We start from the raw sequence: 13,807 nt of genomic DNA on the forward strand, positions 1-13,807 counted from the left end.
TCATGGTTGACGCCGTTGCGCGGACCCCTCGTCGCGCGGGGTGAAGCGCTCGTGGTGTAACGCGCTGGCCAGCGGCGCGCGGCTGCGCCAGCCGTGCCGTTCCAGGTCCGGGACCTCGGCAAGCGCGGTGACCGGGCCCACGCACAACCAGGCGACCGGGCGGATCCCGGCCGGGATGCCGAGCAGCTTCGCGAGCGCGGGTTCGCGGTAAAAACTCACCCACCCGACGCCGAGCCCTTCCGCGGTCGCGGCCAGCCACAGGTTCTGGATCGCCAGGCACACCGAGTACAGCCCGGCGTCGGCGATCGCGTGCCGCCCGAGCACGGCCGGGGCGCCGCGCTGCGCGTCGTAGGTGACGACGATGCCGAGGCTCGATTCGCGGATGCCCTCGACCTTGATCTTGGCGAACGTCTCCGCGCGCTCGCCGTCGAGGGACGCGGCGAACACGTCGCGTTCCTCGTGCACGTGCCGGGCGAATTCCTCGCGGGTGCCGGGGTCGCGGACCAGCACGAAGTCCCACGGCTGGCTCATCCCGACGCTCGGCGCGGCGTGCGCGGCCTCGAGCACCCGGGTGAGGACGGCGTCGTCGACCGGCTCGCCGGTGAACTCGGCGCGGACGTCGCGGCGGCGGTGCAGGACGTCGTAGAACAGTTCGTTCATTGGTTGAGCACCCATTCGACAGCGGCGGCTACGTCCGCGGTTTCCGTAGTGGACGGTCGGGGCGGACGGCGCACGACGACCACCGGCAGGCCGAGGTCCCGCGCGGCGGTCAGCTTCGCGGCGGTCATCGCGCCGCCGCTGTCCTTGGTGACCAGGACGTCGATGTCGTGCTCGGTCATCAGCGCGCGTTCGCCGTCGAGGCAGTACGGGCCGCGGTCGAGCACCACTTCGTGCCGGCGGGGCAGCGGCTGGGCAGGCGGGTCGACGCAGCGGATCAGGAACCACAGCGGGTCGAGATCGGCGAACGCGGCCAGACCCTGGCGGCCGCTGGTGAGGAACACGCGGGAGCCGAGGCCGGGCAGGATCGCGGCGGCGTCTTCGAGGTCAGCGGCCCAATGCCAACGGTCGTCGCCGGTCGGCTGCCAGCCCGGGCGCGCGAGCCGAAGCAAGGGGACAGCCGCCGCGCGGGTGGCGTGGAAAGCGTTGGCGCCGATGCGTTCCGCGAACGGATGGGTGGCGTCGACCACCGCCCGCACACCGTTCTCGCGCAGCCAGGTCGTGAGGCCTTCGACGCCGCCGAATCCGCCGATTCGCACTTCGCCGACCGGCAGCCGCGGTCGCGTGACGCGCCCGGCCAGCGAGGAGACCACCGGGAGGCCGCGTTCGTGCAGCTGGGCGGCGAGGTCGCGGGCTTCCGCGGTGCCGCCGAGGATCAGGACGGTCATCGCCCGTATCCGACGGCGGTGCGCCAGCGGTCGAGCGTGCGCATGTTGGCGAGCGTCTCCGCCCAGGTCAGCTCCGGGCCTTGCCGTTCGGCGACATGGGCGGCGACGTAATCCGCTTCGCGGGCGTAAACCCCTTGGGTGGCTTCGATTTCGATGACTTCCGGCTCGCCGTCCGAGGGAGTCAGCACGATCGTCGACACGCCCGGCGTGCGCAATTCGTGGATCCACGCGGGCTTCGGCACGTACAGCTGACCGGTGGTGCCGTAGATCCGGATGTGGTCGTCCTGCGTGAGCAGATAGCCGCAGGACAGCTGGGCGATGATGTCGCCGGGCAGCCGCAGCAGGCCCATCGCGAACTCGTCGACGCCGCTTTCGGTGAGCCGCGCCATGCCGGTGACCCGCGTCGGCTCCACTGCCGGAATTCCCGTCGCGGCTTGGGAAACCAGCCGGGCCAGCGAGGTGCAGTAGCAGCCGACGTCGAGGATTCCGCCGCCGCCGAGCGCGGGGTCGCCGAGGCGGGCCGCGTCGTTCTCGTCGGAATCGAAGCTGAACGTGACGTCCACGGCCCGGACCTCGCCGATCGCGCCGCATTCGATCAGCTCGATCAACCGCCGCGTCTGCGGATGCAGCCGGTACATGAACGCTTCCATGAGGAAAACATCGTTGCGCCGCGCGGCATCGATGACTTTCTCCGCGTCGGGCGCGGCGAGCGTGAGCGGTTTCTCGCACAGCACGTGCTTGCCCGCTTCGGCGGCGCGGATCGCCCATTCCTCGTGCCGGGCGTGCGGGGTGGCGATGTAGACCGCGTCGACGTCCGGGTCGGCGAGGAGTTCTTCGTAACTGCCGTATGCCTTCGGGATTTCGTACCTGGCCGCGAAATCGCGTGCTCGCTCGGCTGTGCGCGAGGCCACCGCGGCGAGCACGCCGTGGCGGCTTTGCTCGACGCCGGCGGCGAATTCGGCGGCAATGGTCCCGGTGGCCAGCAGGCCCCAGCGCAGTTCGGTCACAACGACTCCGGTTGGCTCGCCCGATCGCGGGTGCTCGAATACAGGAAACTGTCCGGGAATCCGCCCGCGGCGAGGACCCGGCCGACGAAAATCGTGGCCGCGCGGCTCATTCCGGCGGCCCGCGCTTGACCGGCGATGTCGGCGAGGGTGCCGCGCACCACCGTTTCCCCGGGCTGGCTGGCCAATGCGACGACAGCGGCGGGACAGTCCTCGCCGTAGTGCCCGGCGAGTTCTTCGGTGACCCGCTCGATGTGATTGATCGCCAGGTGCAGCGCGAGAGTCGTGCCGGTGCGCGCGAAATTCTCCAGCGTTTCGGTGTCCGGCATCGCAGTGGACCTCGCCTGCGCGCGCGTGATCACGAGGCTCTGCCCGATTCCCGGAACCGTCAGTTCGCGGCCGAGCACAGCGGCGGACGCGGCGAACGCCGGAACCCCGGGCACCATCTCGTACGGCACGCCTTCCGGTTCCAGCCGCCGCACCTGCTCGGCAACCGCGCTGTACAGCGACGGATCACCCGAGCACAGCCGTGCGACGTCATGCCCGGATCGGTGCGCGTCGATCAGCTTCGCGGCGATTTGATCGAGGCTGAGGTTCGCGGTGTCGACGCGTTCGGCGTCCGGCGCGCAGTAGGCGAGCAGGTCGGTCGGCGTCATGCTGCCCGGGTACAGGCAGACCTGGCAGCGCGCGAGCAGGTCGCGGCCGCGCACGGTGATCAGATCGGCCGCGCCCGGTCCGGCGCCGATGAAGTAAACGGTCATTTCCAGCTCCACTGCGTGACTGCTCGGGACGGCGTCCATCCGGTGAACCCGCCGAGCGGTTTCGCGTGCTCCACGGAGATCCGTTGCAGTTCCCCGCCGTGCCGGGCGTACGCGGCGGCCAGGATCTGCTCGGCTTCGAGGGTGACACCGTGCGCGACGATCCGGGCGTCGGTTTCGACACACTGGTCGAGGACACCGGGCACGGTCAACCCGCCGCCGATGAAGATCGCGTCCGGGCGGGGGAGTTCGGCCAGCGCTTCCGGAGCCGGGCCGGTGACCACCTGTAATTCCGGCACACCAAGGGTATTGGCGTTGCGCTGGATGCGTTCGGCGCGCGCCGGATCGCGTTCGATCGCGATGGCGCGGTTCAGCGGATGCGCACGGGACCATTCGATGCCGATGCTGCCCGCGCCCGCGCCGACGTCCCACAGGAGTTCGCCCGGGGCTGGCGCGAGGCGGGCGAGGGCGGACGCGCGCAGGTCGCGTTTGGTGAGCTGGCCGTCGTGTTCGAAGATGTCGTCGGGGAGCCCGATGAGCGGGAGGCCGGGGCCGTTGCAGAGCACGGCGAAGACGGTGAGCGGGCCGGGGTCGTGGGTCCAGCCGTCGGCGATGCGCTCGTCGTCCGCGCCGAGGTTTTCCAAGGCGGTAAGGGCGGAATCGCCGTAGCCGCGGGCTTTGAGCAGCTCGCGCAGTTCCGCCGCGGAGCCGCCCAGGACCAGCAGTTTCCGGTTGGGCGCCAGCGCTCGCGCGACGCGGTGGACGGCGCGCCCGACGACCGTCACGACCTCGGTTTCCTCGTACGACCAGCCGAGCCGCGCGCGGGCCAGTGTCACCGACGAAACCGCGGGACGGACGTCGAGCGCGTAGCCGCGGTCACGGAGGGTGGTGGCGATACCGGACAGGAACGGATCGCCGCTGGCCAGCACGCAAACCCGGCCGGTCTGCGCGGCCATGATCTCGTCGAGCGCGGGGAGCAGTGGGCTGGGCCAGGGCCTCGTACGGACGCCTTCGGGCAAGGTCGCCAGCTGCCGTTCCGAACCGAGCACGACGTCCGCCCGCCGCACGGCGTCGCGGGCCGCGGGGGTGAGCCCGGCCCACCCGTCGGCCCCGATCCCGACCACCGTCAGGCGTGATTCTTCGCGCACGATTTCCCACCCTAAGCGAGAGCTTCGCTGTGCGATGATCGGCCGGACGCCGACCCACGAGGGAGTGCTCTTGAAGCCCTATCCGTTCACCGCTGTCGTCGGGATGCCGGACCTGCGTCTGGCGCTCGTCCTGTCCTCGATCTCGCCCGCGGTCGGCGGGGTCCTGGTGCGGGGCGAGAAGGGCACCGCGAAGTCGACCATGGTGCGCGCTCTCGCCGGGCTGCTGCCGAGGGTCGACGCGGTGGACGGCTGCCGGTTCTCCTGCGACCCGGCCGGTCCGGACCCGGCGTGCCCGGACGGCCCGCACGCGGCGGGCGCTCCCGCGCACCGGCGGCCGGCGCGGCTGGTGGAACTGCCGGTCGGCGCGGCCGAGGACCGGGTCGTCGGCTCGCTGAACCTGGAGAAGGCGCTGGCCGAGGGCGTCACCGACTACCAGCCCGGTCTGCTGGCCGCCGCGCATCGCGGGCTGCTGTACGTCGACGAGGTCAACCTGCTGCACGACCACCTGGTGGACACGCTGCTCGACGCGGCGGCGATGGGCCGGGCGACGGTCGAGCGCGAGGGCGTTTCCGTGTCGCACGCGGCGCGGTTCGTGCTGATCGGGACGATGAACCCGGAGGAAGGCGAACTGCGGCCGCAGCTGCTCGACCGGTTCGGGCTGACGGTGGAGGTCGCGTCGAGCCGGGATCCGGAGCAGCGCGTCGAGGTGGTCCGGCGACGGCTTGCCTACGAGGCGGATCCGGACGGTTTCGCGGACCAGTACGCCTCGGCGGACGCGGCGCTGGCGGCGGAGATCGAGGCGGCGCAACGGCTTCTGCCCTCGGTGAAGCTGCCGGACGAGGCGCTGCGGCAGATCGCCGAGGTGTGCGCGTCGTTCGAGGTCGACGGCATGCGCGCGGACATCGTGACGGCGCGGACGGCGGTCGCGCACGCGGCTTGGGCCGGGCGCGGCGAGGTCACCACGGAGGACATCCGGGTCGCCGCGCGGCTCGCGCTGCCGCACCGGCGGCGGCGGAATCCGTTTGACGCGCCGGGGATTTCCGAGGAGCAGCTGGAACAGGCGCTGGAGGACGCGCAACCGCCGGAGGGGCCGGACGACGACGGTCCTGGCGAGGGCGGCCCCGGTCCGGACGACGGTGGCCCGGTTCCGGACGGCGGCCCTTCTGATGGCGCTCCGCCCGCTGACCGCGGCGAAACCCCGGCCCCGTCGGGCAATGGGTCCTCGCCGCAGAAGACGGTCGGCGCCGGGGATACGTTTCGCGCACGGGTGTTCCGGGTGAAGGGCACCGGCGAGGGCGAACGGGGCCGCCGGTCGCGCGCGATCACCGACACCGGGCGGACGATCGGCGTGCAGCCGCCCAGCGTGCGGGACGGACGTCCGCACCTCGTCGCGACGATCCGGGCCGCCGCACCGCATCAGCGGGCGCGGGGCCGGTCCGGACCAGGCCTGGAGGTGCGGTCGCCGGACCTGCGGTTCGCGCTGCGCGAGGGCCGCGAAGGCAATCTGGTGCTGTTCTGTGTGGACGCGTCGGGCTCGATGGGCGCGCGGGCGCGGATGCGGGAAGTGAAGACCGCCGTGCTTTCCCTGCTGCTGGACGCTTACCAACGGCGGGACAAGGTCGGCCTGGTCACGTTCCGTGGCGCGGACGCCGAGCTGGCGCTCCCGCCGACGATCAGCGTCGAAGCCGCCGCCGCCCGGCTGGACGGTTTGCCCACCGGCGGGCGCACGCCGCTCGCCGAGGGATTGCTGGAGGCCGCGCGGGTGCTGCGGGTCGAGGCGATCCGCGATCCGCGACGTCGGCCGTTGCTGGTGCTCGTCACCGACGGCCGCGCCACGAGCGGCTCCGACGCGGTGGCCCGCGCGAAGGCCGCCGCGGGTTTGCTCACCGGCGTGACGACGATCGTGATGGACTGCGAGACCGGCCGGATGCGGCTCGGCCTCGCCGCGGAATTGGCCGGGCACTTGGGGGCTGAGCACGTGCCACTGTCCGATGTGGCCGCTGAATCGCTGGCCTCGGCGGTGCGCGAACGGACGGGAAGGGCTGCCTGATGCCACAGGGAAAACCGGCTGTCGTGCCGAAGGACGGGCTCACCACGCGGCAGCGCCGCAACCGTCCGCTGCTCGCCGTGCACACCGGTGAGATGAAAGGGAAATCCACCGCGGCGTTCGGAATGGCGTTGCGCGCGTGGAACCAGGGCTGGTCGATCGGCGTGTTCCAATTCGTGAAGTCGGCGAAATGGCGCGTCGGCGAGGAGGCCGCGTTCAAGGCGCTGGGGAAGCTGCACGACGACACCGGGCAGGGCGGTCCGGTCGAGTGGCACAAAATGGGCGAGGGCTGGAGCTGGTCGCGCAAGCAAGGGTCCGAAGAGGACCACGCAGCCAACGCTCAGGAAGGCTGGGCGGAAATCAAGCGCAGGCTCGCCGCCGAGACGCACGATTTCTATGTCCTGGACGAATTCAGCTACCTGCTCAAATGGGGCTGGCTGGAGGTGGACGACGTCGTGTCCGCACTGGCCTCCCGGCCCGGGCACCAGCACGTGGTGATCACCGGCCGGTACGCGCCGCCGGAACTGATCGAAGCCGCCGACCTGGTCACCGAGATGACCAAGGTGAAGCACCCGATGGACGCCGGGCAGAAGGGCCAGCGGGGGATCGAGTGGTAGCACGGGTCGTCATCGCCGCGCCCGGTTCCGGGCACGGCAAAACCACCATCGCGGCCGGGCTCATGGCCGCGTTGCGCACCGCCGGGCACCGCGTGTCCGGGCACAAGGTCGGCCCGGACTTCATCGACCCCAGCTACCATTCGCTCGCCACCGGCCGTCCCGCGCGGAACCTCGACCCGTTCCTGCAGGGCGAGGACGCGCTGGTTCCGTTGCTGCGACACGGTTCCGCGTGCGCGGACATCGCCGTCATCGAAGGCGTGATGGGCCTTTTCGACGGCGCTTTGGGCACCGAAGGCTACGCGTCGACCGCCCACGTCGCGCGGCTGCTCGACGCGCCGGTCGTGCTGGTGGTCGACGCCTCGGCGGCCTCGCGCAGCGTCGCGGCGACCGTGCTGGGGTTCGCGCAGTACGACACGCGCGTCCGGCTCGCCGGGGTGATCCTGAACAAACTGGGCTCGCAACGGCATGAGGACGAGATCGTCACCGCGCTGGAGGCGACGGGTGTTCCGTTGCTGGGGGCGTTGCGGCGCAACGAAAACGTGCACGCGCCGAGCAGGCACCTCGGTCTGGTTCCGGCCGCCGAACGGGCCGTGGAGTCTCAGCGGATGCTGCCGGAGTTGGCGGACTGGGTCGCTGCTGGGGTCGATCTCGAGGCCGTCGTGCGGGTGGCGCGCGGCGCTCCCGCCCTCACCGGTCCGTTGTGGAATCCAGGTCCCGTTTTCGAGGGTCCGCGTGCGACTCTCGCCGCTGCGGGAGGCCCGGCGTTCACCTTCCGCTATGCCGAGAACCTCGAACTCCTGGCCGCTCGCGGGATCGACGTCGTGGACATCGATCCGTTGCGGGACAAGGCTTTACCGCCTGGGTGCGCGGGCTTGTACTTCGGCGGCGGTTTCCCCGAGGTGCACACGGCTGAGCTTTCGTCCAATGTGGAACTCCGGACGGCCGTCGGCGCGGCGATCGACGCGGGCATGCCGGTGAGCGCGGAATGCGCGGGATTGCTGTACCTGTGCCGGTCGCTGGACGGCTTGCCGATGGTCGGTGCCGTAGCCGCGGACGCGACCATGACCGCGCGCGGAAAACTCGGTTACCGCCGGGCCGTCTCGGTGGCTGACAATGTGCTCGCAGCGGCCGGACAACGGGTCACCGGGCACGAATTCCACCGCACCGAAATCGTTCCCGCGCACGGTGAAACCGCTGCGTGGGGCTGGGATCGCAACCTGGACGGATTCGCTTCGGAATCGCTGCACGCTTCGTATCTGCACGTCCATTGGGCCGGGCACCCTGAGCTGGCAGACCGTTTCGCGTCCCGGGTTCGCGCGCATTCCCTGGCAGCGGTCCATGGCTGATTACGACCTCCACCACCACGGCGATCGCGAGGTCGGCGATGGTCTCGTCGACCTCGCCGTGAACGTCCGGCTCCCGGCTCCGCCTGCGTGGCTTCGCGCGGAACTCGCTGCCGCCCTGGACGATCTAGCGGCCTACCCGGATCCCACTCGCGCCGCGGAAGCAGTTGCCGCACGGCACGGCCGGGAGTTCGACGACGTCCTGGTGACCGCCGGCGCCGCGGAAGCGTTCACCCTGCTGGTTTCGGCAATTCCGGCCAAGCACGCGGTGGTGATCCATCCGCAATTCACCGAACCGGAAGCCGCTCTGCGCGCCGCCGGACACTCAGTCGACCGCGTCATCCTGTCCGAAGTGGACGGTTACCGACTGGATCCGGCGCTGGTCCCCGCCTCGGCCGATCTGGTCTTCCTCGGCAACCCGACCAACCCGACCTCGGTCCTGCACCCAGCCGATTCCGTGCGGGCGCTGGTTCGTCCCGGCCGGACGCTCGTGGTGGACGAAGCCTTCCTCGACGCCGTCCCCGGAGAAGTCGAAAGCCTTGCCGGAGAACGAATCCCGGGTGTCGTAGTGCTGCGAAGCCTCACCAAGACGTGGGGCTTGGCGGGTTTGCGAGCCGGATACGTCCTCGGTGAACCGTCACTGCTCGCTCGGCTGCGTGCGGTGCAGCCACCCTGGTCAGTGTCCACTTTGGCCGCCGTCGCGACAGTCGCCTGCTGCCGCCCCGCCGCCCTGGAAGAAGCCGAAAAGCTGGCCGCCGCCGCGGAAGCCGACCGCGACTACCTGGAATCCGGCCTGTCCGCACTGGGAATCCCCGTACTCGGCACCCCGCGCGGCCCGTTCGTGCTGATCAGAGTCCCCGGCGGCGCGGACGTCCGATTGCGGCTGCGCGAAGCGGGCTACGCCGTCCGCCGCGGCGACACTTTCCCGGGGCTTGGACCAGACCACCTGCGCATCGCAGTCCGCGACCGGGCAACGACGGACGCTTTCCTCGCCGCGCTGGGTTAGTGGTTCTGGAGCGCGGCGAATTCCTCCAGCCAGGCGTAATTCGGCGCGATCGTCCCGTCGGGATTCTTCTGGACGGTCGCCCGGGCGAACACGCTGTTCAGCAACCACGGCGGGGTATCCGGCCCGAAGTCCGCGCCCTTGAGCGAGGAGATGCCCTGGTCGATCCCGTACGTGGCGACGGCGAGCTTGCCGGTCGCGCGGAACTTGGTCATCTGGCCGGTCAGGAAGTTCTTGTTGTTCTCGAACCACGGACTGGTGCGGAGAAAATCGTCCCAGCGCGGCTTGGGAAACGGCTCCTGCAGTGCGTTGCGGATGACCTGCCAGACCTTGGTGTCCTTCGGCACGCGGTATTTGGCCGCGTACTCGGCTGAGACCCGGTCGGCGAGATGCTTCTTCCACAGCTGGACCAGGGAAAACTCAGTGACGAGGAACTTCTTGCCGCCCAGTTTGGGCATCACGTAGTCCAGAAACGCCTGAACCTGCTCCGGCGCACCGACGTGCGGATGGATGTCGGTGCCCTCGATCTCCGGCGTCTCGCGGACGTACTTCATCCAGCGTTCAGTGCCCGCGCCAGTCCACTTAGGATCATCGAGATTGTTGAGCGCACCCAGGTACAGGACGGTTTTTCCCTTGTGCTGCGCTCGATACTTGATCACGTGGCCGGCAACGGTTTCGTAGAAGTCGTTGAGGGCGCCGTTGTTCCAGTCGGACCGCGGGCATTCGATGAACGGCTCGTTGCCGATCACCAGGATGTCGACCTTGTCCATGACCGCGGGCAGCATTTTGTCGAGCCGCGCGAGGTCGGCCTGCATCGCCGGAGTTCCGGGGCGCGGAATCTGCTGGTGCGACTCGGGAAAGTACGGAAACTTGAGGGAGAGCACGGTCCCGTACTTGCGCTCGGCCGCTTGCCGGAGAGTCTTGATCGTCGGGTTCTCGGTGGCGTCGTGCTTGTCCAGATCGGGCATCGCGGTGAACCCGCGCACCCACTTCGCACCGGAACGCCGAAGCTCGTCCCAGCCCATGGTGTCCGGGTCGGCGTTGAAGTTCGCCCCGAGCGCTCCGTTCGGCTTGGGCGCCGCTGCGTCCGGGGCCGGGCTGTCCGGGGTGGAGCTGCAGGCAGCGGTGCCGAGAACCGAAAGACCGGCAGCCAGGTGAAAAAGGCGACGCCGGTTGAGGCGCGCGGATGCGGGCGAGCTGGATGCCACGAGGTCCTCTCGGTCAGTCTTCGCGGACCGGTCCTTGGTAACACGGGTCCGGCTTTCGCCGCAGCTTGGGATAGTTCGGTCTGCCTGATCGGCCAGACGTACCAGACAAATCGGTTGCGGTGCGGGCATTGCCGGTGCGATGGTGTTGGGGGCGAGGGGAGACGTGCTGGTGAAGTTCGGGTACTCCCGTTTCGACACCTCGGATCTGCATTATCGGAGCGTGGGCGACGTCTTCGTCAACGTGGAAGCCGACCTGGAGGTCGTGGACGGCGGAATCGTTCTCTGCGCCTGGAAGTCGTTTCCGGTGGCGGAGCTCGCCGTGGCATTGCGGAAGTGGAAGGCGTGCCCGGAAGCGACCTGGCCTGACTTCGAGTTCCTGTCTCTTTCCCTGGAAGAACGATGGTCGCTGCGAATCTGCCGAGCGCCCGGCGGCTGGCAGGCGATCGACGACGCGGTCCAGATCGTGCGCGGTGCCGTGCGCCCCGCTGCGGAGATCGACACGGCGATCGACGACTTCGCGCGGAAGGTGCGTGCGGAATCCGTGCGCACGGAAGGTTCGTGGATCGCGGAGTTCTTCGCAGGACGCGGCCGTTGAACCCGGACGAGCGCGCGGTTCTGCGCCGAATCCTCAATGGACATCCGGCGCTGCTCGCGCAGGTGGACTGGGCGGAGGTGGTCGCGAACTGGTCGCCGGGTTCGGTGAGCGTCGATCTCGCGGTGCCGGACGCGATCTCGTACGGCGAGCTGAGCGGAGTGTTCCCCCGGCGGGCCTTGGTGGAGGGGGGCGGCGAGATCCTCGTGTGGGTCAGCCAAGGCGTACTGTCCGGTTTGGAATACGCCTGGTACCTCGACGAACCCCCGACCTCTCTGCCGGACGCGGCGGCGATTTACTTTCCGGAGTAACTTCGCTTGGCGGCTGAGTCGGGGTCAGGCGGTCGCCAGCAACGCCGCCGCCACCGCGACCTCGACGCAACCGCCCAGGACGTCGCCGGTCACTCCGCCGATGCGCTGGACACACCGGGCCAGCAACACCGCCGCGGCCGCGTAGCCGAGCGCTACCGCGAGAACCCCGCGCCACCACGGCAATCCCGGCGTCAATGCGGCACACCCCGCCGCGAGCACGAACACCACTGTGGACACGACGACCGGGACCGATCCGGCCACCGTCGCGCCCAACCCCTCCGGACGGGCCGAGGGGACCCCTCGCGCACAGCACAGCGAGAGCACACACCGTCCACAAAGGACGGACAGGACCGCGGCGGCGATCCCGTGCCCGTGCGCGATCGCGCCGGTCAGCGCGCCGGTTTGGACGAGCAGCACGAAGAGCAGCGTCGCGACGCCGGTGGGCCCGGAGTCGCCGCGGCGCATGACGTCGAGGGCTTTCGCGCGGTCGTAGGAGGCACCGAGCCCGTCGGCGGTGTCGGCGAGTCCGTCGAGATGCAGTCCGCGACTGCCCAGGGCGACCGCCCCGAGCGCCAGCGCGGCGACGCCCAGCGCGGGGAGTCCGATCGCGACTCCAACGGCCACGATGAACCCGGCCACCGCCGCGAGCGGGAGGGCGGCCAGCGGGCCGAGCGTCATCGCGACCCCCGCCACGCGCCGATCGATCTTGCGCGGGGCGGGGACCGGGACCGTGGTCAGGGTGCCGACGGCCAGGCGGAGGCCGTCGCCCAGCGGGGTCACGACTTGCGCCCCAAGGCGGTGTGGGGTGCGTGGAATGCCCCGGCGGGGTGGTTCGCTGCGAACCGAGGTTCGAGCCGATCCGCCGACCGAGCCCTGAAACAGCCCGCGCGCTGGACTGTGGCCGACCGCTCGTGCCGAGTCGCGAGTTTGCCCGCGCGCTGGACTGTGGTCGACTGCTCGTGCCGAGTCGCGAGTTTGCCCGCGCGCTGGACTGTGGTCGACTGCTCGTGCCGAGTCGCGAGCCAGCGCCCGCGCTGAACTGCGGCCCAACGTCCGGGCCGAGTCGTGAGCGAGCCGCCGTGCTGAACCGCGGCCCACCGCTCGCGCCGAGTCGTGAGCGAGCCGCCGCGCTGAGCCGTGGGCCACCGCCCGCGCCGAGCCGCGAGCCTGCCCGCGCGCTGAACTACGGCCCAGCGCCCGCGCCGAACCGTAAGCCAGTCTCCGGGCCGAACTGCGGCCGACCGCTCGGGTCGAGCCGCGAGCCAGCCGCCGCGCTGAACCGTCGCCCAGCACCCAAGCCGAACCCCGGCCCAACCCGTGCGCCGAACCCCGGCCCACACCACCGGCAAACCCCGCCCCCAGAACAAACCCGTCACCCGAGATCCGCCAGCAGGCCCATCTCCGCGATCACCGCGCGAGCCGCCCGCAGCGTCGGCACCGCTTGCACCGCTCCGCTGCCCTCCCCGAGCCGCAAGCCCAGATCCAAGATCGGCGTCAACCCCAGCGCCTTCAACGCAAACGCTTGCGCGGGCTCCGTCGAACGATGCCCCGCCAGCCACCACTGCTCCGCGCCCGGCGCGATGTCCCGGGCCACCAGCGCCGCCGTCGCTGAGAAGATTCCGTCCAGCACCACCGGGATTCCCCGGACGGCCGCTTCCACCAGGAACCCAGCCGTCGCGGCGAGGCAGGCGCTGCCCAGGGCGGTCAGCCGGTCGAACGGGTCGGTGACCGTCCGTCGCGAAAGAGCGGCGGCGACGACAGAGGTCTTGCGTTCCAAGGCCTCCCCGGAGACGCCCGTGCCGGTGCCGACGACCTCACCAGCGGGCAGGCCCAGAACCGAAGCCACCACCGCGGCACAGACAGTCGTGTTGCCGATGCCCATGTCGCCGGGAATGAGAACGTCCGCAGTGGACTCCGAAGCAGCGATGGCGCGACCCGCCTCGAAAGCCGCAAGCGCCTCGCCGGGGGCCAAAGCGTCCTCGACGTCGATGGCGCCCGAACCGCGGCGGATCTTGTGGGCGGTCACCTCCGAGGGAACATCCGACGCGTCCCAGTCCACGGCGATGTCGGCCACCCGCACCTGAGCCCCGACCTGCGCCGCGAGCACCGTCACCCCGCTGCGGCCGGCCAGGAACACGCGCACCATCGCCGCCGTCACCTCGCGCGGGTACGCCGACTGCGCCGACACCCCGTGGTCGCCGGCGAAGACGACCACGCGGACGTCGTCCAGCGGGCGCGGCGGGACCACGCCGTGCGCGGCGCTCAGCCAGGCCGCGAGTTCTTCCAGCCTGCCGAGCGAGCCGACCGGTTTGACCAGGCCGTCCAGCCGCTCCAGGGCGGTGGCGCGGGCGGCGGCGTCCGGGACGGGGATGGCGAAACGCGGCACGGCTA

The 13,807-nt window shown here is 70.6% G+C and carries 14 protein-coding genes; 6 read left to right on the forward strand and 8 right to left on the reverse strand.

Features of this window, described 5'->3' with window-relative positions:
* Genes bluB through cbiE form a run of 5 tightly spaced genes read right to left on the reverse strand, consistent with a single transcriptional unit; the run spans position 1 to position 4,295 of the window.
* Positions 1-660: a 5,6-dimethylbenzimidazole synthase gene (gene bluB / locus ACZ7SW_RS43040; protein WP_470236141.1), complete on the reverse strand. Its 660-nt coding sequence runs from the start codon at positions 658-660 to the stop codon at positions 1-3.
* Positions 657-1,385 (reverse strand): cobalt-precorrin-6A reductase, encoded by a 729-nt coding sequence (locus ACZ7SW_RS43045; protein ID WP_470236142.1) that lies wholly within the window; start codon positions 1,383-1,385, stop codon positions 657-659. Before ACZ7SW_RS43045 ends, bluB begins: the two co-directional genes overlap by 4 nt.
* Positions 1,382-2,392, reverse strand: a complete 1,011-nt coding sequence (locus tag ACZ7SW_RS43050) for a Gfo/Idh/MocA family protein (protein ID WP_470236143.1) — start codon at positions 2,390-2,392, stop codon at positions 1,382-1,384. Before ACZ7SW_RS43050 ends, ACZ7SW_RS43045 begins: the two co-directional genes overlap by 4 nt.
* On the reverse strand, positions 2,389-3,150 hold the full coding sequence (gene cobM / locus ACZ7SW_RS43055; protein WP_470236144.1) for a precorrin-4 C(11)-methyltransferase: 762 nt from the start codon (positions 3,148-3,150) through the stop codon (positions 2,389-2,391). The genes ACZ7SW_RS43050 and cobM overlap by 4 nt, the downstream gene beginning before the upstream one ends.
* Entirely contained in the window at positions 3,147-4,295 is a 1,149-nt protein-coding gene (gene cbiE, locus ACZ7SW_RS43060) for a precorrin-6y C5,15-methyltransferase (decarboxylating) subunit CbiE (RefSeq protein ID WP_470236145.1), read from the reverse strand. Before cbiE ends, cobM begins: the two co-directional genes overlap by 4 nt.
* A 70-nt stretch (positions 4,296-4,365) precedes the next feature.
* Between cbiE and ACZ7SW_RS43065 the strand changes: the two genes are divergently transcribed.
* Genes ACZ7SW_RS43065 through cobC form a run of 4 tightly spaced genes read left to right on the forward strand, consistent with a single transcriptional unit; the run spans position 4,366 to position 9,308 of the window.
* Complete coding sequence (locus ACZ7SW_RS43065) at positions 4,366-6,345, forward strand: putative cobaltochelatase (RefSeq protein WP_470236146.1); 1,980 nt, start codon at positions 4,366-4,368, stop codon at positions 6,343-6,345.
* Positions 6,345-6,959: a cob(I)yrinic acid a,c-diamide adenosyltransferase gene (gene cobO / locus ACZ7SW_RS43070; protein ID WP_470236147.1), complete on the forward strand. Its 615-nt coding sequence runs from the start codon at positions 6,345-6,347 to the stop codon at positions 6,957-6,959. Before ACZ7SW_RS43065 ends, cobO begins: the two co-directional genes overlap by 1 nt.
* Positions 6,953-8,305, forward strand: coding sequence for a cobyrinate a,c-diamide synthase (locus tag ACZ7SW_RS43075; protein ID WP_470236148.1), 1,353 nt, complete (start codon positions 6,953-6,955; stop codon positions 8,303-8,305). The genes cobO and ACZ7SW_RS43075 overlap by 7 nt, the downstream gene beginning before the upstream one ends.
* Positions 8,298-9,308: an Rv2231c family pyridoxal phosphate-dependent protein CobC gene (gene cobC, locus ACZ7SW_RS43080; protein ID WP_470236149.1), complete on the forward strand. Its 1,011-nt coding sequence runs from the start codon at positions 8,298-8,300 to the stop codon at positions 9,306-9,308. The genes ACZ7SW_RS43075 and cobC overlap by 8 nt, the downstream gene beginning before the upstream one ends.
* Here cobC and ACZ7SW_RS43085 read toward each other — a convergent pair.
* Positions 9,305-10,513, reverse strand: a complete 1,209-nt coding sequence (locus ACZ7SW_RS43085; RefSeq protein WP_470236150.1) for a hypothetical protein — start codon at positions 10,511-10,513, stop codon at positions 9,305-9,307. The genes cobC and ACZ7SW_RS43085 overlap by 4 nt on opposite strands.
* Positions 10,514-10,676: 163 nt before the next feature.
* On the opposite strand from ACZ7SW_RS43085, the gene ACZ7SW_RS43090 reads away from it, so the two are divergent.
* Entirely contained in the window at positions 10,677-11,108 is a 432-nt protein-coding gene (locus ACZ7SW_RS43090; RefSeq protein WP_470236151.1) for a DUF7878 domain-containing protein, read from the forward strand.
* The gene (locus tag ACZ7SW_RS43095) at positions 11,105-11,416 is read left to right on the forward strand and encodes a hypothetical protein (RefSeq protein ID WP_470236152.1); all 312 of its coding nucleotides are present in this window, start codon (positions 11,105-11,107) and stop codon (positions 11,414-11,416) included. Before ACZ7SW_RS43090 ends, ACZ7SW_RS43095 begins: the two co-directional genes overlap by 4 nt.
* 24 nt (positions 11,417-11,440) lie before the next feature.
* Here the strand turns inward: ACZ7SW_RS43095 and ACZ7SW_RS43100 are convergent, their stop codons facing one another.
* Positions 11,441-12,196 (reverse strand): adenosylcobinamide-GDP ribazoletransferase, encoded by a 756-nt coding sequence (locus tag ACZ7SW_RS43100; protein ID WP_470236153.1) that lies wholly within the window; start codon positions 12,194-12,196, stop codon positions 11,441-11,443.
* A gap of 592 nt (positions 12,197-12,788) precedes the next feature.
* Entirely contained in the window at positions 12,789-13,802 is a 1,014-nt protein-coding gene (gene cobT / locus ACZ7SW_RS43105; protein WP_470236154.1) for a nicotinate-nucleotide--dimethylbenzimidazole phosphoribosyltransferase, read from the reverse strand.
* Positions 13,803-13,807 lie beyond the last annotated feature (5 nt).

The organism is Amycolatopsis sp. NPDC114484 (assembly GCF_055633755.1).